The 20,289-nt window shown below is 33.9% G+C and carries 19 protein-coding genes; 7 read left to right on the top strand and 12 right to left on the bottom strand.

Annotated elements, in window-relative coordinates:
• Positions 1 to 4 precede the first annotated feature (4 nt).
• Positions 5 to 1,018 carry a 2-oxoacid:ferredoxin oxidoreductase subunit beta gene (locus ABD935_RS08890; protein WP_345191542.1) on the bottom strand — a complete coding sequence of 338 codons (1,014 nt, stop codon included), beginning with the start codon at positions 1,016 to 1,018 and terminating at the stop codon, positions 5 to 7.
• Between the two features lie 2 nt (positions 1,019 to 1,020).
• Positions 1,021 to 2,889, bottom strand: a complete 1,869-nt coding sequence (locus tag ABD935_RS08885; RefSeq protein WP_345191541.1) for a 2-oxoacid:acceptor oxidoreductase subunit alpha — start codon at positions 2,887 to 2,889, stop codon at positions 1,021 to 1,023.
• A gap of 140 nt (positions 2,890 to 3,029) precedes the next feature.
• Between ABD935_RS08885 and ABD935_RS08880 the strand changes: the two genes are divergently transcribed.
• Both ABD935_RS08880 and nifJ read left to right on the top strand, forming a co-directional pair.
• Complete coding sequence (locus ABD935_RS08880; RefSeq protein ID WP_345191540.1) at positions 3,030 to 3,380, top strand: 4Fe-4S dicluster domain-containing protein; 351 nt, start codon at positions 3,030 to 3,032, stop codon at positions 3,378 to 3,380.
• Positions 3,381 to 3,703: 323 nt separating this feature from the next.
• A complete protein-coding gene (gene nifJ / locus ABD935_RS08875; RefSeq protein ID WP_345191539.1) occupies positions 3,704 to 7,234 on the top strand; it encodes a pyruvate:ferredoxin (flavodoxin) oxidoreductase in 3,531 nt (1,176 codons plus the stop codon).
• Positions 7,235 to 7,366: 132 nt separating this feature from the next.
• Here nifJ and ABD935_RS08870 read toward each other — a convergent pair whose 3' ends face one another.
• The 5 genes from ABD935_RS08870 to trmB form a co-directional block, all read right to left on the bottom strand.
• Positions 7,367 to 7,609 carry a NifU family protein gene (locus ABD935_RS08870; protein WP_345191538.1) on the bottom strand — a complete coding sequence of 81 codons (243 nt, stop codon included), beginning with the start codon at positions 7,607 to 7,609 and terminating at the stop codon, positions 7,367 to 7,369.
• A 3-nt stretch (positions 7,610 to 7,612) separates the two neighbouring features.
• Entirely contained in the window at positions 7,613 to 8,749 is a 1,137-nt protein-coding gene (locus ABD935_RS08865) for an Mrp/NBP35 family ATP-binding protein (RefSeq protein WP_345191537.1), read from the bottom strand.
• A 153-nt stretch (positions 8,750 to 8,902) separates the two neighbouring features.
• Positions 8,903 to 9,232 (bottom strand): MGMT family protein, encoded by a 330-nt coding sequence (locus ABD935_RS08860; protein ID WP_345191536.1) that lies wholly within the window; start codon positions 9,230 to 9,232, stop codon positions 8,903 to 8,905.
• A 2-nt stretch (positions 9,233 to 9,234) separates the two neighbouring features.
• Positions 9,235 to 9,864 (bottom strand): LysE family translocator, encoded by a 630-nt coding sequence (locus tag ABD935_RS08855; protein ID WP_345191534.1) that lies wholly within the window; start codon positions 9,862 to 9,864, stop codon positions 9,235 to 9,237.
• Positions 9,865 to 9,866: 2 nt separating this feature from the next.
• The gene (gene trmB, locus ABD935_RS08850) at positions 9,867 to 10,541 is read right to left on the bottom strand and encodes a tRNA (guanosine(46)-N7)-methyltransferase TrmB (protein WP_345191533.1); all 675 of its coding nucleotides are present in this window, start codon (positions 10,539 to 10,541) and stop codon (positions 9,867 to 9,869) included.
• Positions 10,542 to 10,844: 303 nt separating this feature from the next.
• Between trmB and ABD935_RS08845 the strand changes: the two genes are divergently transcribed.
• Positions 10,845 to 11,891, top strand: a complete 1,047-nt coding sequence (locus ABD935_RS08845) for a glycosyltransferase (protein ID WP_345191532.1) — start codon at positions 10,845 to 10,847, stop codon at positions 11,889 to 11,891.
• On the opposite strand, the gene ABD935_RS08840 is transcribed toward ABD935_RS08845, so the two are convergent.
• Together ABD935_RS08840 and ABD935_RS08835 are read right to left on the bottom strand one after the other, a co-directional pair.
• The gene (locus ABD935_RS08840; RefSeq protein WP_345191531.1) at positions 11,874 to 12,917 is read right to left on the bottom strand and encodes a sensor histidine kinase; all 1,044 of its coding nucleotides are present in this window, start codon (positions 12,915 to 12,917) and stop codon (positions 11,874 to 11,876) included. The genes ABD935_RS08845 and ABD935_RS08840 overlap by 18 nt on opposite strands.
• Positions 12,917 to 13,597, bottom strand: coding sequence for a response regulator transcription factor (locus ABD935_RS08835; RefSeq protein ID WP_345191530.1), 681 nt, complete (start codon positions 13,595 to 13,597; stop codon positions 12,917 to 12,919). The genes ABD935_RS08840 and ABD935_RS08835 overlap by 1 nt, the downstream gene beginning before the upstream one ends.
• 191 nt (positions 13,598 to 13,788) lie before the next feature.
• Between ABD935_RS08835 and ABD935_RS08830 the strand changes: the two genes are divergently transcribed.
• The 3 genes from ABD935_RS08830 to ABD935_RS08820 all read left to right on the top strand — a co-directional run bounded on the left by ABD935_RS08830 (position 13,789) and on the right by ABD935_RS08820 (position 15,686).
• Positions 13,789 to 14,130, top strand: coding sequence for a T9SS type A sorting domain-containing protein (locus ABD935_RS08830; RefSeq protein ID WP_345191529.1), 342 nt, complete (start codon positions 13,789 to 13,791; stop codon positions 14,128 to 14,130).
• 83 nt (positions 14,131 to 14,213) lie between these two features.
• Positions 14,214 to 15,194, top strand: a complete 981-nt coding sequence (locus ABD935_RS08825; protein WP_345191528.1) for a LuxE/PaaK family acyltransferase — start codon at positions 14,214 to 14,216, stop codon at positions 15,192 to 15,194.
• Positions 15,195 to 15,239: 45 nt separating this feature from the next.
• Entirely contained in the window at positions 15,240 to 15,686 is a 447-nt protein-coding gene (locus ABD935_RS08820; RefSeq protein WP_345191527.1) for a YHS domain-containing (seleno)protein, read from the top strand.
• A gap of 124 nt (positions 15,687 to 15,810) precedes the next feature.
• Here the strand turns inward: ABD935_RS08820 and tyrS are convergent, their stop codons facing one another.
• Positions 15,811 to 17,106, bottom strand: coding sequence for a tyrosine--tRNA ligase (gene tyrS / locus ABD935_RS08815; RefSeq protein WP_345191526.1), 1,296 nt, complete (start codon positions 17,104 to 17,106; stop codon positions 15,811 to 15,813).
• Between the two features lie 281 nt (positions 17,107 to 17,387).
• Between tyrS and ABD935_RS08810 the strand changes: the two genes are divergently transcribed.
• A complete protein-coding gene (locus ABD935_RS08810; RefSeq protein WP_345191525.1) occupies positions 17,388 to 18,389 on the top strand; it encodes an NAD-dependent epimerase/dehydratase family protein in 1,002 nt (333 codons plus the stop codon).
• Here the strand turns inward: ABD935_RS08810 and ABD935_RS08805 are convergent.
• Both ABD935_RS08805 and ABD935_RS08800 read right to left on the bottom strand, forming a co-directional pair.
• Positions 18,364 to 18,945: a DUF4296 domain-containing protein gene (locus tag ABD935_RS08805; RefSeq protein WP_345191524.1), complete on the bottom strand. Its 582-nt coding sequence runs from the start codon at positions 18,943 to 18,945 to the stop codon at positions 18,364 to 18,366. The genes ABD935_RS08810 and ABD935_RS08805 overlap by 26 nt on opposite strands.
• Positions 18,942 to 20,285 (bottom strand): dihydroorotase, encoded by a 1,344-nt coding sequence (locus ABD935_RS08800; RefSeq protein WP_345191523.1) that lies wholly within the window; start codon positions 20,283 to 20,285, stop codon positions 18,942 to 18,944. The genes ABD935_RS08805 and ABD935_RS08800 overlap by 4 nt, the downstream gene beginning before the upstream one ends.
• Between the last annotated feature and the right edge of the window lie 4 nt (positions 20,286 to 20,289).

Genomic DNA, 20,289 nt, shown 5'->3' with positions numbered 1-20,289 from the left:
TTATTTATTTTACTTCATATATTTCTCCTGAAAAAAACAAATCATCCGTTTTTGTGAATTTTGAATTTGATTTCACCTCTTTAGTCAAAGCATCTTCCCTTTCTTCTAGAGTAACATCATTAAAACGTCTTATAATACCGGTTACTAAAGGGTGTTCTAACCTAACCAACATTTGATGCAAGGTTGGATCTTCTTCTTTTGCATTATGAATTAAAATATCGTCTTCCGTAACACCATTTTCCCCAATAGTTACGACTTCCAATTTTAATCCATTCAACACCAACCCCTTATCTCTATTTTTCCCAAAAACCATAGACTTACCATGCTCAACAAACAACTGTTTATCTTCTCGGATTTTTTTATCCGTATACTGGCTAAAACAACCATCATTAAAAATCACACAATTTTGTAATACTTCTATCAACGATGTGCCATTAAATGTTTCAGCTTCAATAAAAACTTGAGTCATTTCTTTTGGAGTATTCCCTCCTATTCTTGCAAAAAATCGAGCTTTAGCACCTAGGGCTAATTCTCCGGGTTGAAAAGGTGGCTGCGTATTTCCGTAAGGCGATGATTTTGTTTTTTGACCAATGATAGACGTTGGTGAAAATTGCCCCTTTGTTAAACCGTAAATTTCATTATTAAACAATATGACATTTAAGTTTATATTTCTGCGTAACACATGAATAAAATGATTACCACCAATAGCCATAGAATCACCATCTCCAGTAATTACCCAAACACTTAAATCTGGATTTGCCAACTTAACCCCTGATGCTATTGCTGGTGCTCTACCATGAATACTATGCATGCCGTAGGTATCCATATAATACGGAAATCGTGAGGAGCATCCTATCCCAGAAATAAAGACAACATCTTCTTTTTTTACACCCATTTCTGGAAGTGCTTTTTGCATAGAACGTAAAATGACATAATCATCGCAACCCGGGCACCAACGCACCTCTTGATTACTTGCAAAATCTTTAAATGTATATTTTTTTACTGTGGTAGTTTCCATAATTATTCTACTAATTTTTTGAATTCTGTAATGAGTTCACTATTTCCAAAAGGCAATCCTTGAATCTTGTTGAATTGTACCAATTTGGATATATTAAAATTCATTTTTAAGATATTTACAAATTGACCATTGTTTAACTCGCAAACCACAATTTTTTTAAACTTACTTAAAACGTCCTCTGTGTTTTTTGGTAGCGGGTTTATATAATTAAAATGGGCATAGCCTATTTTATTATAACCTTCATTATTTAATTGCTTTACTGCCGAATGTAAACTACCATAGGTTCCTCCCCAACCTACAACCAACAGATTGCCTTCTTGAGCAAATTCTGTAGTTAAATCGGGTATATAATTTTGTACCCGCTTAATTTTTTCAGCCCTAATTTTGGTCATGTATTCATGGTTTTCTGGAACATGGGACACATCACCTGTAATTCTATCTTTTTCTAAACCTCCAATTCTATGCTCTAAACCAAAAGTTCCCGGAACTGCCCAATTACGGGCCAGTGTTTCTTCATTTCTATCATATGGATGCCAATTATCCATCACTTTCGTAACTTTATTATTTTTGATTTCAGGCATTTCGGTAACTCTTTTTATTTTCCAAGGTTCCGACCCATTAGCAATATATCCGTCTGTTAATAAAATAACCGGAGTCATGTGTTCTAAAGCCAGTTTTGCTGCTTGATATGCATAATTAAAACAATCAGAAGGGGTACTAGCAGCCAAAACTATTACGGGGCTTTCTCCATTCCTGCCATACATGGCCTGCATTAAATCTGATTGTTCTGTTTTAGTTGGCAAACCTGTTGATGGTCCACCTCGTTGCACATTTACTACAACTAAAGGTAATTCTACCATCATGGCTAAACCTAATGCTTCACCCTTTAAGGCTAAACCAGGACCTGATGTAGTTGTAATTGCTAAATCGCCAGCAAATGATGCTCCAATGGCTGATGTTACACCGGCTATTTCATCTTCAGCCTGAAACGCTTTTACTCCAAAATGTTTATGTTTCACAAGTTCGTGCAAAATATCTGTGGCAGGCGTAATTGGATATGATCCTAGAAATAATTCTAGCCCTGATTTTTCTGCTGCAGCTAAAAACCCCCAAGCTGTAGCCGTGTTGCCACCAATAATTCGGTAAGTGCCCGATTCCATTTTAGCGGGAGAAATTGAATAGGCATTAGGTATTAACTCTAAGGTTTCTGCATAATAATATCCTGCATTTAACACTTTAGTATTTGCTTCGATTATATGTGGTTTGGATGCAAATTTTTTCTTAAAAAAATCAATGGTATGCTCTGGCGAACGATCATACATCCAATACACGATACCTAAGGCAAACATATTTTTACTTCGGGTAATACTTTTATTATCTAAATTCTCAATATCTTTTAAAGCCGCTTTAGTTAATGAAGACATCGATACTTCTATGACTCTATAATTTTCTAAACTACCATCCTTAAGGGGGTTTGTTTCGTATTTTGCTTTTTCTAAATTCTTCTTTGTAAATGAATCGACATCAACAACAATGGTATGTCCCGGTTTTACTGAATATAAATTAGTTTTTAAACCTGCAGGATTCATGGCCACCAACAAATCTACATCATCTCCAGGTGTACTAATTTCAATACTCCCTATATGAACCTGAAACCCCGAAACGCCATACAAACTTCCTTGTGGCGCTCTTATTTCTGATGGGTAATTAGGAAATGTTGCAACGTCATTACCAAACATAGCAGATGTATCTGAAAATTGTGTACCCGTTAACTGCATGCCATCACCAGAATCGCCTACAAACCTTATAACCACAGCATCTAATATTTCATGCTGAAGGTTTTTATTATCTGTAATTTTATTAGACGTCATAAGAAAATAATTGATTAAAAATTATCATAAAAATAGATATTTTAGTAAATATAATTTACATCTTTTAGTTTAAACGTGATAAATATCATATTTAAATCGTGAAATGAAATATACATTTACTTATATAAAAAATTTAAATTATGGCGATTATTATAACCGACGAATGCATTAATTGTGACGCATGTATTGTAGAATGTCCTAATAATGCGATTTACGAGCCCGACCAAGAATGGGCGTATGCAGATGAAACTGAGTTAAGTGGCATGGTAACCCTTCCAAATGGAGACGAAGTAGATGCTGATGCTATGAACGAACCCATATCTGATGAATTTTATTTTATTGTACCAGATAAATGCACAGAATGTAAAGGGTTTCATGATGAACCACAATGTGCATCAGTATGTCCTGTTGACTGTTGTATACCTGATGAGAATCATGTTGAAACCGAAGAAGCTTTGTTAAAGAAAAAAGCTTGGTTGCACGCAGAGTGACATTTTAAAAAACGATGATTTCTAATCATTTAGAGTTTCTTTTCCGTGTAATATTTCAATTTTATAATAGTTGAAATTATACGCAAAAATTGAGGGTTCCATAATTTTATGAAACCCTTAATTTTTTTTTTTAATTATCACGTTCATATGATAATTATCATAATCTATTTGCTATATCATATTTAACTTTATAGTCAGTTTATTCGAATGGCCTATAGGTTTTGGTCCATAATAAAAATCTTGTTAGGTCTATACACAATTAGAGATTTTGCAAAGCGTCTTAATATGACTTTTTGCGAATTTTATTAATAAGATATCATATTATGAAAAAAGATTTTCCAAAACTAATTTGTGATGCAAATGAGGCTGTTGCCAGAGTTGCTCATAAAACAAATGAGGTGTGTGCTATTTACCCCATAACACCCGCATCGCCTATGGGCGAACACGTAGATGTTTACAGCTCAAAAGGACAGACAAACATTTGGGACAATATCCCAAGAATTGTTGAAATGCAGAGCGAAGGTGGCGCTGCTGGAGCCGTTCATGGTTCATTACAAGCAGGCGCATTAACAACCACATTTACAGCATCGCAGGGATTGTTATTAATGATTCCCAATATGTATAAAATGGCAGGCGAATTATTACCTTCTGTAATACACGTGGCAGCAAGAACAGTTGCAACACATGCCCTTTCAATTTTTGGTGACCATTCAGATGTTATGGCTGCCAGGCAAACAGGGTTCTCCATGCTATTTGGCGGATCTGTTCAAGAAGCACACGATTTTGCGCTCATTTCTCAAGTAGCAACATTAAAATCCAGAGTGCCTTTCCTAAATATTTTTGACGGCTTTAGAACGTCTCATGAGATTTCTAAAATAGATGGCATTACTGATGATGTTATTACTGCTATGATGCCAGAAGATGCTATTATGGAGCACAAAAAACGCTCACTAGATCCAGACCACCCAGTGATTAGAGGCACGTCTCAAAACCCAGATGTATTCTTCCAAGCAAGAGAGGCCGCCAATACATTTTACGAAAAAGTTCCAGGTATTGTTGAAGAAACAATGAATGAATTCTATGAGCATACTGGTCGTAGATATAGTTTATTCTATTATGAAGGCCATCCAGAGGCAGAACGTGTTATTATACTCATGGGTTCTGGCGAAGGAGCTGCTCGAGAAACCGTGGAAGCCATGGTTAAAAACGGCGAAAAAGTAGGGGTATTATTTGTGCGTTTGTTTAGACCGTTTTCGATTAAACACTTTGTTAATGAGTTGCCTGAAACCGTTAAAAAAATAGCAGTTCTAGACAGAACTAAAGAACCTGGAAGTGTTGGCGAACCGCTATACCAAGATGTTATTACCGCATTAAACGAAAGCGACAGAGACATGCCAATTGTTGTTGGCGGTCGCTATGGTTTATCCTCAAAAGAGTTTACGCCTCAAATGGTTAAAGGTGTTTATGACGAATTATTGGATAACAAACCAAAAAATCATTTTACCGTTGGTATTAATGACGATGTTACTTTTACAAGTTTACCAATAGACGATTCTTTTACAATAGAACGTCATACCATTAATTGTATGTTCTACGGTTTAGGATCTGATGGTACTGTTGGTGCTAATAAAAACTCCATTAAAATTATTGGAGACACTACGGATAATTTTGTACAAGGATACTTTGTTTACGACTCTAAAAAAGCAGGAGCTCAAACCATTTCTCACTTGCGTTTTGGACCAAAGCCAATATACTCTTCATACTTAATTGATAAAGCAGATTTTATTGCTAGTCATCAATATAAGTTTATTAAAAAGTATAATATGGTTGGTGATTTAAAACATGGAGGCACCTTCTTGTTAAACTCACCATATTCCAAAGATGAAATTTGGAATCATTTACCAAAGCGAATTCAAAAAGAAATTATTGATAAAGAAGCTAATTTCTATGTGATTGATGCTACGAAAGTAGCAGCAGAATCCAATCTTGGCAAACGTACAAATACCGTATTACAAACTTGCTTCTTTGCAATTTCAGGTATTTTACCAAAAGAGCAAGCTATCCAACGCATTAAAGATGCCATTGTAAAGTCTTATTCTCATAAAGGAGAAAGCATAGTTAAAATGAATTTTACGGCAGTTGATAATTCTCTTGCTAACCTTGAACAAGTAGATTACCCAAAAGAAGTTACCAGCGAAAGGCATTTAGAAACCGCCATGCACAATGCACCAGATGGCTTTGTTACTGAAGTACTGGAAAAAATATTAGGTGGATTTGGAGATGAACTACCTGTAAGCGCATTCCCAGTAGATGGCACATTCCCAACAGGAACTAGTCAATACGAAAAAAGTGGTATTGCTGATACGGTTCCAGTCTGGGATGATATAAATTTATGCACACAATGTAATAAATGTGTTGCTATTTGTCCGCATGCTGCCATTAGAGCAAAAGTTGTTAGAAATGATGAATTAACATCCGCTCCAGCAACATTACAATCCGTTTCTGCCAAGGGTAGGCCTTTTAATAAAGATGAAGAATCTTATGTGCTACAAGTATCTCCTCAAGACTGTACAGGTTGCGACCTTTGTGTTGCTGTTTGTCCTGCTGTGAGCAAGGAAGACCCCGACTTTAAAGCTATTAATATGCATAAAAAGCTTGAAGTGGAAACAGTAGAAGATGTAAATTGGGATTACTTTATTGGTTTACCTGATTATAATAGAACGGAGTTACAAATAACAAACGTAAAAGGATCTCAATTCCTAGAGCCTTTATTCGAATTCTCTGGGGCGTGTTCTGGTTGTGGTGAAACACCATATATTAAATTACTAACACAACTTTATGGAGATAGTATATTGATTGCAAATGCAACTGGATGCTCTTCAATTTATGGGGGTAATTTACCAACAACACCATATAAAACCAATGAATTTGGACGCGGTCCTGCTTGGGCTAATTCTTTATTTGAAGACAATGCCGAATTTGGTTTAGGGATGAAATTAGCATTAAGTAAGAAACAAGAAATTGCCGTAAACTTACTTAAATCAATTAAAAATGAAATTGGAACTGATTTCGTGGATGCTATATTGAATAATCCTGAAAAAACGGAAACTGAAAAAGCGGAAAACTTCAAAAACTTAGATAAATTAAAAATCAAACTAGCTAATATCAATAATGATAAAGCAAAAAAATTATCTCAACTCACTGAATATCTACGTAAAAAATCAGTGTGGATTTTAGGTGGAGATGGTTGGGCATACGATATTGGATATGGCGGTGTAGATCACATCTTAGCTACAGGTGAGGATATCAACATTATGGTATTGGACACCGAAGTGTATTCGAACACTGGCGGACAAACATCTAAAGCTACACCATTAGGAGCAAGTGCGAAATTCTCGGTTTCTGGTAAACGAACTAGCAAGAAGAGTTTAGCGTTACAGGCCGTTTCTTATGAAAATGTTTATGTTGCTCAAATCGCCATAGGAGCCAAAGACCTTCAAACGCTTAAGGCTATTGAAGAGGCTGAAGCATATCCCGGACCATCAATAATAATTGCGTACTCCCATTGTGGAGAACATGGGTATGATCTAGCAGATGGCGCTTCACAACAAGAAAAAGCGGTAGAAAGTGGCTATTGGCCATTATTTAGATTTAACCCTTCTAAGCCAAAAGGCAAGAAGTTTAAATTAGACTCTAAAGCGCCTTCAATTCCTCTAAAAGACTTTATGTACAATGAAACACGATTTACTAGAGTTGTGAAAGACGATGCAGAACTAGGGGCTCAACTTCTTGAACAAGCTCAAACTGAAGTTAATTCTAAATGGGAACGTCTAGAGCTTTATAGAGATATGTAATATTCTTTAAGAAACTTTGTTTAAACAAAAATCATTCTCTATGCTATGAATACAGCATGGGGAATGATTTTTATTAATAATTTGGTTAATTCTTATTTAACCAAAGAAATTGCTATGAAGTGAACTTCTAGTTTATGCATCAATATTAATAACCTGTTCTATTTGTGGTGCATATTTTTTTATAGTCATTTCTACACCAGATTTAAGTGTCATTTGATTGACACTACAACCTACACAGGCACCTTGAAGTTGCACCTTAACTAGATTATCATTTTCAATAGACAATAAAGATATATCACCACCATCACTTTGTAAAAACGGACGGATTTCGTCTAACGCTTTTTCTACATTTAATCTTAGTTCTTCTGAAGTCATCTATTATTTTTTTACTGCTGCACAACCTGCCATAGTTGTAATTTTAATGGCTTCGGTAGGTGGTAAATCGTCATTTCGTCTTACAACTTCTTGAACTACATTTTGAGTTATTTCCTCAAAAGCCTTTTCTAATGGTGTTGCTGTTTGTAATGCTGCCGGACGACCAACATCCCCAGCTTCTCTTATACTTTGCACTAATGGTAATTCACCTAAAAATGGCACTTTTAAATCATCTGCAAGGTTTTTAGCGCCTTCTTTTCCAAAGATAAAATATTTATTATCTGGTAATTCGGCAGGAGTAAAATACGCCATATTTTCTATAATTCCTAAAACAGGAACATTTATACTTTCTTGCTGAAACATGGACACACCTTTTTTAGCATCAGCCAGTGCCACATTTTGAGGCGTGCTAACCACAACTGCTCCCGTTATTGGTAAAGATTGCATAATACTTAAATGAATATCGCCAGTTCCAGGAGGCAAATCGAGTAATAAGAAATCAAGTTCGCCCCAATGTGCATCAAAAATCATTTGATTTAATGCTTTTGCAGCCATTGGTCCTCTCCAAACTACCGCTTGATCAGGTTGTGTAAAAAACCCGATAGACAATATTTTAACCCCATAGTTCTCTACAGGTTTCATTTTAGATTTCCCATCAATGTTTACCGCTAAAGGTTTTTCGGCTACCACATCAAACATTATTGGAATAGATGGCCCATAAATATCGGCATCTAAAACCCCCACTTTAAAGCCCATTTTTGCTAAAGTAACGGCAAGATTTGCAGTAACTGTAGATTTTCCAACACCCCCTTTACCTGATGCTATAGCAATTATATTTCGAAGACCAGGAACAGGCTTTCCTTTTATAACATTAGCTTTTGGTTTTTCAGGTGCTTCAACTTTTACATTAACTGTTATTTTAGCCTTTTCATAAACCTGCTCATGAATAGTTTTAAGTATATCAACTTCTGTACGTTTTTTAGCTTGCAAGCTTGGGTTCTGTATTGTGATATCTACAATAACCTCATCGCCAAAAGTGATGACGTTTTTAACCGCTCCGCTTTCTACCATATTTTGCCCTTCACCAGGAACAGTAATACTTTCAAGCGCTTTTAATATATCTTGTTTATTAAGTTTCATTTCTTTTATTAAGAATCATTCTAAAGGCAAATATATACAATAAAGCTGGAAGATAGAAGCTAGTTGCTAGAAGTTTTTACTATGATGTTATTGGGTTGAATTATAGAGGTGGATTTGTAATTATGTGTAAATCTTACATAAAATAGGAACTATTTACAATTCCTTTGAAGGGTCCCAATACACGGTTTCTAAATCCTGAATTTGATTTTCAATAACGATAATCCCTTCACTTTCTAAAAGCTGTTGCATGAGGTTTGTGCCATCAAAATGATGTTTTCCCGTTAATAACCCCTTTCGGTTTACAACACGATGTGCTGGTACATCTTTTCCATGCGAACCATTCATAGCATAACCCACCACACGTGAACTTCTGGCTGCGCCTAAATACTTTGCTATAGCACCATAACTGGTAACTCTGCCATAAGGAATTAGCTTTGCGATTTCGTAAACTCTATCAAAAAAATGAAGTGTTTCAGATTTCATTGTTAGAAATCTTTAATGATGTTAATTAAAGTCACTATAGATATAACCCCAGTGATGCCACCGATGATTCTATTCATATTCTTTTGCGAAGTCAATGTTTTACTTTTTATCTTATCGAAAAAGAAAATATACATATATAGCATTACAAAAGTTCCTGTAGCAGCACCAGACACATAGGATATAATATTAAATTGGTCTAAGGTCATCCAACCGTATGACGCTAAAGTAATAGTCATATAGGCCTGGTAAGGTATAGGAAACACATTAATAGCCGACAAAAAAACACCTTGAAAAAAACGACTATGCTTACTTTTAATTTTGGGTTCGATTTGTTGCTTTGGTTGCGGTTTGGCTATAAATAAAAAATAAACGGTTATTAAAATAAAAATAACGAAAGCTACACGTTGCAAAACATCTATAACCTCTGAATGTTTACTTAAATAACGCGCAAAAATAGCGGCTACATAGGTTTGTACTAAAACAATAACGCAAACCCCTATTGAAAACATAATGCCTCTAACATGACCTTCTTTTAAACTTATTTTGGCTGCTGTCATATTTAATAACCCTGGCGGAATAACCCCAACAAGTGCTAAAAACAACCCTAGAATAAAGACTAATGTAATATCCACTATTATTTTATTTTGAACCTAATATACGTAATTGGTTTATTTTGCTCTAGGTATTGAGATTCATAAAAGGTTTGAATGCTTGTCACTTCTTCGGGGCTACCTTCCTGTTTATAAACATTGTGGTTAGCATAAAGCACTTCATGTCCTGCACCATGTAATAGACCAAGCGTGTAACCGTGCATAAACTCACTATCGGTTTTTAAATTTACAACGCCTTCTGGTTTTAATATTTGTTTGTAGCGTTTTAAGAATTCCGCATTGGTCATTCTATGTTTGGTACGTTTATATTTTATTTGAGGGTCTGGGAAGGTTATCCAGATTTCATCCACCTCATTTTCGGCAAATGCATGGTCTATTAATTCTATTTGGGTACGCAGAAATGCAACGTTCGGGATATTTTCCTCAATTGCTGTTTTAGCACCTCGCCAAAAACGCGCTCCTTTTATGTCTATTCCAATAAAATTTTTATTAGGATATTTTTTCGCTAAGGCTACGGAATATTCACCTTTACCACAGCCTAATTCCAACACTAAAGGCTTATCGTTTTTAAAAACCTGTGTTCTCCAATTCCCTTTTAAGTTGAAATTTGAATTAACCAACCCGTCTCTAGTTGGTTGAAATACGTTCGCGAAGGTTTCATTTTCTTTGAATCTTCTAAGTTTATTTTTGCTTCCCAAAGTTTATTAACTATTTCTTGTTACTACTTTATTTTTGGTAAAAGTAGAGAATTTCTTGAAACAAAATTCTCTAATTTAGATTCCCGTTTTTACGGGAATGACAATTTCAACTGAAACCCCGAGAAATAATTTCGGGGAATTTATTATTATTAAGCAAATATACCCGAGCCTTAATATCCTTATCTTTGAAATTAGCAAAAAAGTGCGTGAGGGATTGAACGGCTTGTTTGAGCTCTCCCGATTTTTCTCGGGAAGCGAGCAGTGAAAGCCCGCCCCTTTTGGGGCACGCCATAATTATTAAACATGAAGAAACAAATTTTAGTTGCACCACTAAATTGGGGACTTGGACATGCTGCTAGATGCATTCCTATTATCAAAGCGTTGATCATGGAAGGCTTTATGCCCGTTATTGCGAGTGATGGGGTTGCTTTAACGCTACTTCAAAAAGAATTTCCTAACCTTCTGTCTATTGAATTGCCTTCTTATAATGTAACTTATGCTAAAAACGGTAAACATTTAAAAATAAAGCTCCTTAAAGATTCGCCAAAGCTTTTAAAGGCTATTAATGCGGAGAAACAAGCGGTTAAATCTATTTTAGAACATCATGATATTGCTGGTATAATTTCGGATAACCGATTGGGTGTGCGAAGTAAAAAAGTACCGTCTGTATTTATAACGCATCAATTACATGTTTTGAGTGGCAGCACCACTTGGCTAAGCACCAAAATACATCAAAACATTATCAAAAAATTTGATGCATGTTGGGTTCCTGATATGGAAGGAGCGATTAATTTAAGTGGAAAATTAGGTCATGCTACATCTATTGAGATTCCTACAAAATATATTGGCCCGCTAAGTCGATTTACTAAAACCGATTCTGAAATTAAAAACGATTTAATGGTTCTAATTTCAGGTCCCGAACCACAACGGACTTTTCTTGAAGAAACCCTATTACGAGAATTAAAGGACTATACCGGAAAAGTGATTTTTGTAAAGGGCATCATGGAAAACGAGCAAACTATTCAGGTTAATGAACATATGTCTGTTTATAATTTTATGACCTCTAGTTTATTAGAAAAATCAATAAACGAAAGTACTTTAATAATCTCGAGATCTGGCTACACCACGGTTATGGACTTAGCTAAACTTAATAAAAAAGCTTTTTTTATACCAACGCCAGGGCAATTTGAACAGGAATATTTGGCTAAAAGATTGTCTAAAAAGAATTTAGTACCCAGTTGTAAACAAGATGATTTTACATTAAAAAAATTAGATGAAATTCCAGCTTATAATGGTTTAAAATCGTTTGATTTTGAAGTAGATTACAAAGACTTATTTAGCCTTTTCTAAGGTAAATGAAAATTCGCTACCTACGTTAAGTTCGCTTTCCACATATATTCTTTCGTCATGAGCTTCAATAATATGTTTAACTATTGCTAAGCCTAAACCAGATCCGCCTTCTTTTCTAGAGCCACTTTTATCCACTCTAAAAAATCGCTCGAATATACGCGGTAAATATCTTTTTTCAATACCCTCTCCATTATCGGTCACTCTAACAATTACCTTATTTTTTATAAGGTTTTCTATGCTTACCTCGGTAGTCCCATTTTCGTTTCCGTATTTTATTGAATTTACAATTAAATTCACTAGTACCTGTTGTATACGCTCCTTATCGGCTTTAACCATTATAGGATTGGCGTAGTCGGTATCGAATATAAGCGTTATTCTTTTTTTGGCCGCTTTCATTTCTAGCATATCAAAAACATTTCTTACCAACTCCACTATATTGAACACTTCTAAATTTAAACTTAGATCGCCAACTTCTAATTTGGTTATCATGTCTAAATCCTTAACAATATAACCGAGTCTTTCTATGCCTTTGCTTGCTCTTTCTAAATATTTTTCTCTAATATTTTTGTCGTTCATTGCTCCATCTAACAAGGTTAGAATATACCCTTGAACGGTAAATAATGGTGTTTTTAATTCATGTGAAATATTGCCCAAAAACTCTTTTCTATATTCTTCTCTAACTTTAAGGGTTTCTATTTCAATTTTTTTGTCGCGAGCAAATTTATCTATCTCTTGGGTTAATGTTTGCATATCTGTAGTAATAGGCCCCTTTCTTAAATTTGCCGATTCTAAAAGTGTTAAATCGTCATAAATCTTTTTAACACGTTTATATATAAAACGTTCTACGCTGAATTGAATAATTAGAAACGAGAACACAAATACACTAGCTGAAAGGCCTAGTACTTGAAACCATTTAAAGACATAGAAATAGTATAAAAAAACACTCATTAAGAGCGTTATATATAAAGTTATATAAAGCGATGTTTTTATCGCAAATCGATATGGTCTTTTAAATTTTGCTTGCATTAATCTACAAACTTATAGCCTACACCTTTTATAGTTTTAAAGCTTTTATCTCCTAATTTTTCACGCAGTTTACGAATATGAACATCAATCGTTCTGCCTCCAACAACGACTTCATTACCCCAAACCGAATCAAGAATTTCATCTCTTTTAAAAACTTTCCCCGGTTTAGATGCCAGTAAAGATAGCAATTCAAATTCTTTTCTAGGTAAAACAAGTTCTTTCCCTTTTGAGATAATCTTGTATTCGTCTCTATTTATTACTAAACTTCCAACTTTAAGGGTGTCGGCAACATCCTCTTCTTTAAAACGTCTTAATAAGGCTTTGACTTTACTCACTAAAACTTTTGGTTTTATGGGCTTGGTAATGTAGTCATCTGCTCCGGCATCAAAACCTGCGACCTGAGAATAATCCTCTCCTCTAGCGGTTAAAAAAGTAACTATGGTATTTTCTAAATCAGGGTTTTTTCTAATAATTTCGCAAGCTTCTATACCATCCATTTCAGGCATCATAACATCTAAAATGATTAAATGTGGTAGTTCCTTTTTTGCTTTTTTAACACCTTCTTGTCCATTTTCAGCAGTAATTACCTGATAGCCTTCATTTGATAAATTGTATCCAACTATTTCTAAAATATCTGGTTCGTCATCAACTAATAGTATCTTAATATCCTTCTTTTTCATTATTACTTACTTGTTTGTTGAAGTAAATATAAAGCTTATAACATGATTTTATGAAAATTCTAAAATTAATAACATTAAGGTAACAATCAACTTACAGTAATTTAATCTTTCGACCAACAACTATAATCTTTAACACTTTTTTGGCATCACTTTTGCGCTAATTTATTACCTTTATAAAACTGACACGACGTATGAAAAGAAACTACTTTTTATCTTTATTAATAGTTTTAGCATTTTTTACCACTCCATATAGTGATGCTCAAAATAATGCTAATAACACACCTATTGAAAAAAACATAGAAGGCTTATCTGTATATCCGAACCCTGTTAGTGATGGAAAAACCTATGTTTACATTACATCAAAACTCCGTTTAAATAAGAAAGTTGAATTTTATAATGTTTTAGGAAAACAATTGTTTTCTACTTATATAACCGGTAAAGAATTAAATATTTCAAACTTGAGCAAAGGTGTATATATTTTGAAAATTACTGAAAACAATATTAGTGAAATAAGAAAATTGGTTATAAAATAACTATAAAATCATATTGCATTTAAAAAGTGTTGTCTAGTAGCAACGCTTTTTTATTTTATATACTTTTGTTTCTTTATAAAAGTATGATTGATTCCAACGCCATTTTTAATATTAAAAATCAGACTGAATTTGAGAACTTAGCACTGCAAGTTTTTAAGTTTCAATTTGAAAACAATAGGGTGTATCGGTCTTTTTGCGATTTATTGTATAAACATCCAAGCGATGTAAAAACCTTAAAAGACATTCCTTTTTTACCCATTCAATTCTTTAAAACGAAGGCTGTTTTAAGTTCCAAAGAACCAATTAAAACAACCTTTACAAGTTCTGGAACCACAGGAAGTTCAACGAGTAAACACCATGTAACGGATTTAGAAATTTACACTCAAAGTTTTACAAAGGGGTTTCAGCAGTTTTATGGAAATATTGAAGATTATGTTATTTTAGGATTACTCCCTTCTTATTTAGAACGCGAGGGTTCATCCTTAATTTACATGGTAGATGCCATGATTAAAATCTCTAAGCATGATGAAAGTGGTTTTTATTTGAATACTATTTCAGCATTAAAAGACACCTTAATTAAATTGGATTCTGAAGAAAAAAAAGTTTTGTTAATCGGCGTATCTTTTGCTTTATTAAATTTAGTTGAAACTTATAAATTCAACCTAAACAATACAATAATCATGGAAACTGGAGGCATGAAGGGCCGAAGAAAAGAAATGATTAGAGCCGAGCTTCATAAAACATTAAAAGACGGATTTGGAGTTGACAACATACATAGCGAATATGGCATGACCGAACTTTTAAGTCAAGCCTACTCTAAAGGGCAAGGTGTTTTTAACTGTCCGCCATGGATGAAAATTTTAACACGTGATACTGAAGATGCGCTTAGCATTCAAAACTACGGTAAAGCTGGAGGTATTAATGTTATTGATTTAGCCAACATTAATTCTTGCGCTTTTATTGCTACGCAAGATTTAGGCAGAGTTAATGCTGATGGTTCCTTTGAAGTGATTGGTCGTTTTGATAATTCTGATATTCGCGGGTGTAACCTTATGGTGCTTTAACTGTAAGTTCTAGCTTATTTTTAGACTCATTATAAAATACATGTTATGAAAAGTCTAATACTCTTTGTTTTTCTTGTTTTCAATTCAACTTTTGCACAAAATATTGACTACAATACAAAAAAAGGATTTGCTGCAAATGGCTACGACGTTGTTGCCTATTTTAAAAATAAAGCCATTGAAGGGAATAAAGCATTTATTACCACACATGATGGTGTGAACTATAAATTTTCTTCGAAAGAAAACCTTGAAAAATTTAACAAGAACCCAGAAAAATATTTGCCGCAGTATGGTGGTTATTGTGCTTATGCTGTAGCTGAGAAAAGCAATAAAGGATCTATTAACCCTAAAACATTTCAAGTTAAAGATGGCAAGCTGTATCTCTTTTATAATGCTTGGGGAACAAATACGCTTGAATTATGGAACAACCAAAACGCTACTTACCTTAAAAAGAAAGCAGACAAAAACTGGGAATCTATAAAATATAAAAAATAACGTATCCTTTTGTAAGGTATTCTAAAATATTACGACAAAACCTTAAACTAAGAAAAAGAAAAATTAGTTTTTAGTTGGTTGGTTAAATGTAAAGCCTGAGTTCTTACTCAGGCTTTACTATTTTCTAAACTACCTGTAATACAAAATAGTTCTTTTTACCACGCTGTAAAAGCACAAACTTACTGTTTATTAAATCTTTAGAAGTAATTCTATAATCGTCTTTTACTTTTTCTTTATTTACAGCAATTGAGTTTTCTTTTAATGCGCGCCTTGCTTCTCCATTAGATTTTAAAAACCCTCCTTTTTCCGCTAAAGCAGCAATAATATCTAATCCGTTTTCAATATCAGATTGTGCAATTTGGGTTTGTGGTACACCATCAAAAACATCTAAAAAGGTTTGTTCATTTAATTGTTTTAAATCTTCACTTGTAGATTTCCCAAAAAGAATACTACTCGCTTTTAAAGCATTCTCTAAATCGTCTTTAGAATGTACCATTGTTGTGATTTCTTCTGCTAAACGCTTTTGTAACACTCTTAAATGCGGCGCTTCTTGATGCTCATTGATTAAAGCATTTATGTCGCCTTCCTTTAAAAAAGTAAAAATCTTAATATACTTTTCAGCATCTTCATCACTAGAATTTAACCAATATTGGTAGAATTTATATGGCGACGTTCTGTTGGCATCCAACCAAACGTTTCCGCCTTCAGACTTCCCGAATTTAGAACCATCAGATTTTGTAATTAAAGGACAGGTAATAGCATAGCCTTTTCCTCCAGAAATTCTTCTAATTAATTCAGTTCCTGTTGTAATATTTCCCCATTGGTCACTCCCTCCCATTTGTATAGAACAATCATTTGTTTTATATAAATGAAGAAAATCATAACCTTGTACAAGCTGGTATGTAAATTCTGTAAAACTCATCCCTTCAGAAGCATCCGATGAAATTCTATTTTTCACAGAATCTTTAGCCATCATATAATTTACGGTAATATGTTTCCCAACATCGCGAATAAATCCAAGAAACGAAAAGTCTTTCATCCAATCGTAATTATTCACTAAAACTGCAGCGTTTTCAACATCACTTTCAAAATCTAAAAAATGTGCTAATTGCCCTTTTATAGCATCTTGATTATGGCGCAATGTATTTTCATCTAACAAATTACGCTCATTAGATTTTCCTGACGGATCGCCAATCATACCTGTTGCCCCACCAACCAACGCCACAGGCCTATGTCCACAACGCTGATAATGTGCCAATAACATAATAGGCACCAAATTACCAATGTGTAAAGAATCTGCGGTAGGGTCAAACCCTACATAAGCACTACGCATGCTTTCCATTAAATGTTCTTCAGCTCCTGGCATTATGGTATGTATCATGCCTCTCCAAGTTAATTCTTCAACAAAATTCTTTATCATGCTTCTTCTATTTTACAAAACTATGGCAAATATAAAAATCAATGTAGAATTAGTTATGGTTTCTGTGTAATTCTTTGGATAAAAGACGGAAGACCGATGACAAATGACGGATAGCAAAGTTGAAACGAAATTAATTTTTCACCTAAAGACGCATAGTTATTACTGAATACTGAGACTTAATACTAACACTGATGTTTTGACTGTTTACTGCTAACTGAATACTGTGACTGAAAACTATTTTTTTCCTTCTAATTATTTTAAATATTCATTACTTTCGTTGTATGATTTTAGTAACAGGAGGCACGGGTTTAGTAGGCGCACATTTACTTTTTAAGCTTGTAAATAGCCATGAAAAAGTAAAAGCTATTTACAGGAACGAACGTAAACTGAGCAACGTAAAAAACGTGTTTTCTTGTTATACCGATGATTATGAATCTCTTTTTAATGCTGTGGAATGGATTCAAGCAGATATTTTAGATATCCCTGCCCTTTCTGAAGCTTTCACCGGTATTTCTCGTATTTACCATTGTGCTGCTTTTGTGTCTTTTGAGCCTGATAAATACCAGCTTTTACGACGAACAAATATTGAAGGCACTGCTAATATTGTAAATCTATGTCTTTCTAATACTGTTGAAAAACTTTGCTACGTGAGTTCTATCGCCACATTAGGACATGAGCTAAATAACAAGTCCATTACTGAAGATACAAACTGGAATCCTGAAGAAGACAATAATGCTTATGCTATAACAAAGTATGGCGCCGAAATGGAAGTTTGGCGTGCTACACAAGAAGGTTTAGATGTCGTAATTGTAAATCCTGGAGTTATTTTAGGTGCTGGTATTTGGCGTTATGGTTCAGGAAGTTTATTTCAAAAAGCACACAAGGGTTTAAAATATTACACTTCTGGAACGGTTGCTCTTATCGCTGTTGACGATGTGGTATCTATTATGATTGAATTAATGAATAGCCCTATTACAAATGAACGTTTTGTATTAGTTGCTGAAGATTGGAGCTATAAAGATTTTTTACAGGCTTTGGCAAAATCTGTAGATGTGATACCTCCAAAAAAATTAGCAGGTCCTTGGTTATTAAATTTAGTTTGGAAATTAGATTGGTTAAAACACAAATTAACAGGTAAAAGACGCCAAATAACTAAACACTTGGCAAAATCATTAGTTACTGAAACCAATCATAATAGTGATAAAATAAAAACAGCTTTAAATTACAAATTCAAAGCTGTTGATAAAACTATTGATGCTATTGGAACTCTTTATCTGAAATAGGTTTAATCAAACCTTTCTTTTGTTCAATCTTCTTTTCTAATAATCTTTCAGTTAAAGAATCATCTATTCCTATATCTTTTAGAGCATCTTCTATTTCAATTAAATTAATAGAATCTTTTATTGTTACTGTTTTTAAAGTGTCTTTTACTTTTTTAATAGATTTAAGCGAATCTTCTTCCCGCTTTGTCTGTTCTTTCCATTCTTTAGCTTCTAAATCCTTAAACTTTACTTTAAGACCCTCTAAACTATCGTTAACTTTTTCATAAATCGCTTCGTAATCTTTTATATGGAATGCATAATAATTATTACTTAAAGCAAACTGTAAACTATCAATATTATGTTTTTCAAATACATAAGCATCCAAATTAACACCATTATCTTTCATTATTTTTTTATTATCAGAATTTGCAGAAGCTATAATTTTAGAGTCGATTAAAATATCCACCATTTTATCCTTCGAAATTAAATTCTTAGGTTTTTCTGGAGCCTTTACCCTATTGCAAGCAGTGGCCATTAAAATAACACCTAAACAAATTATGAATCTTTTTAAAATCATCTATTAAAAGTTAATCGTTTGGCTGATTTCACATTATTGAACTTAGCATTTTGATACACTAAATTACCATTTAAAAAAGTATGGGTAATTCTAGACTTAAAGGTTGTGCCCTCAAAAGGCGACCATCCACATTTATACAGAATATTATCTTTATTTACAGTCCACGGGTTATTCAAATCCACCAAAACTAAATCGGCAAAATAGCCTTCTTTGATATATCCGCGTCTTTCAACCTGAAATAATATAGCTGGATTATGGCACATTTTTTCAACTACTTTTTCTAGAGATATCTTTCCTTTATGATACATTTCCAGCATAGCAGGCAAAGCGTGTTGCACTAACGGCCCTCCTGAAGGCGCACTAGTATAAACGTTTTTCTTCTCTTCTAAAGTATGTGGCGCATGGTCTGTAGCAATAACATCAATTCTATCATCTAATAAAGCTTCCCATAATTGAGCTCTATCTGCTTTTGTTTTTACTGCAGGATTCCATTTTATAAATGTGCCTTTTTTATCATAATCTTCATCGGAAAACCATAAATGATGTACACACACTTCAGCTGTAATTTTTTTATCTTTTAAAGGGATTTTATTTGTAAATAAATTTGTTTCCTTTCCCGTTGACAGATGAAAAACATGCAATCTCGCACCTGTTTTTTTGGCTAATTCAATGGCTTTTGAAGATGACAAATAGCAAGCTTCCTCACTTCGTATAATTGGATGATATTTAACGGGGATATCATCCCCAAACTCTTCATAATGTTTTTTAAAGTTTTCTTTTATGGTACCCTCATCTTCACAGTGTACCGAAATCAGCATATTGGTGCTTTCGAAAATTTTCTCTAAAACCTTAGGATCATCTACCAACATATTACCTGTTGAAGACCCCAAAAACAATTTTAAGCCAGCAACTTGATTGACATCTAATTTTAAAATCTCATCTAAATTATCATTAGTTCCGCCAAACATAAATGAATAATTGGCCGATGACGTTTTTGCAGCAATCTCAAATTTTTCTTCTAACTTTTCTATCGTGGTTGTTTGCGGATTGGTATTTGGCATTTCGATAAACGACGTAATTCCGCCAGCAATAGCCGCCTTAGATTCGGTTTCAATATTTGCCTTATCCGTTAACCCAGGTTCCCTAAAATGCACTTGGTCATCAATAGCTCCTGGTAGCAAATATTTCCCTTCAGCATCAAAAACCAAAACATCGGCAGATTTTGCACTTATGGAAGCTCCTATTTCTTTTATATATTCGCCTTCAATTAATATATCTCCGCTAAAAACAGTTCCTTCATTTACTATTTTCGCGTTTTTTATAAGTGTTGTTTTCTTCATATAA

It is taken from the genome of Algibacter agarivorans, from assembly GCF_039543245.1.
Classification (GTDB): Bacteria; Bacteroidota; Bacteroidia; order Flavobacteriales; family Flavobacteriaceae; genus Algibacter_G; species Algibacter_G agarivorans.
Note: the sequence above shows the minus strand (reverse complement) of the source record. Positions and strands in the feature narration are given on the sequence as shown.

Excerpts from the sequence above, each read along its gene's own strand:
- ABD935_RS08890 (WP_345191542.1), bottom strand. The coding sequence starts at position 1,018 with ATGGAAACTACCACAGTAAAAAAATATACATTTAAAGATTTTGCAAGT.
- ABD935_RS08885 (WP_345191541.1), bottom strand. The coding sequence starts at position 2,889 with ATGACGTCTAATAAAATTACAGATAATAAAAACCTTCAGCATGAAATA.
- ABD935_RS08880 (WP_345191540.1), top strand. The coding sequence starts at position 3,030 with ATGGCGATTATTATAACCGACGAATGCATTAATTGTGACGCATGTATT.
- nifJ (WP_345191539.1), top strand. The coding sequence starts at position 3,704 with ATGAAAAAAGATTTTCCAAAACTAATTTGTGATGCAAATGAGGCTGTT.
- ABD935_RS08870 (WP_345191538.1), bottom strand. The coding sequence starts at position 7,609 with ATGACTTCAGAAGAACTAAGATTAAATGTAGAAAAAGCGTTAGACGAA.
- ABD935_RS08865 (WP_345191537.1), bottom strand. The coding sequence starts at position 8,749 with ATGAAACTTAATAAACAAGATATATTAAAAGCGCTTGAAAGTATTACT.
- ABD935_RS08860 (WP_345191536.1), bottom strand. The coding sequence starts at position 9,232 with ATGAAATCTGAAACACTTCATTTTTTTGATAGAGTTTACGAAATCGCA.
- ABD935_RS08845 (WP_345191532.1), top strand. The coding sequence starts at position 10,845 with ATGAAGAAACAAATTTTAGTTGCACCACTAAATTGGGGACTTGGACAT.
- ABD935_RS08840 (WP_345191531.1), bottom strand. The coding sequence starts at position 12,917 with ATGCAAGCAAAATTTAAAAGACCATATCGATTTGCGATAAAAACATCG.
- ABD935_RS08835 (WP_345191530.1), bottom strand. The coding sequence starts at position 13,597 with ATGAAAAAGAAGGATATTAAGATACTATTAGTTGATGACGAACCAGAT.
- ABD935_RS08830 (WP_345191529.1), top strand. The coding sequence starts at position 13,789 with ATGAAAAGAAACTACTTTTTATCTTTATTAATAGTTTTAGCATTTTTT.
- ABD935_RS08825 (WP_345191528.1), top strand. The coding sequence starts at position 14,214 with ATGATTGATTCCAACGCCATTTTTAATATTAAAAATCAGACTGAATTT.
- ABD935_RS08820 (WP_345191527.1), top strand. The coding sequence starts at position 15,240 with ATGAAAAGTCTAATACTCTTTGTTTTTCTTGTTTTCAATTCAACTTTT.
- tyrS (WP_345191526.1), bottom strand. The coding sequence starts at position 17,106 with ATGATAAAGAATTTTGTTGAAGAATTAACTTGGAGAGGCATGATACAT.
- ABD935_RS08810 (WP_345191525.1), top strand. The coding sequence starts at position 17,388 with ATGATTTTAGTAACAGGAGGCACGGGTTTAGTAGGCGCACATTTACTT.
- ABD935_RS08805 (WP_345191524.1), bottom strand. The coding sequence starts at position 18,945 with ATGATTTTAAAAAGATTCATAATTTGTTTAGGTGTTATTTTAATGGCC.
- ABD935_RS08800 (WP_345191523.1), bottom strand. The coding sequence starts at position 20,285 with ATGAAGAAAACAACACTTATAAAAAACGCGAAAATAGTAAATGAAGGA.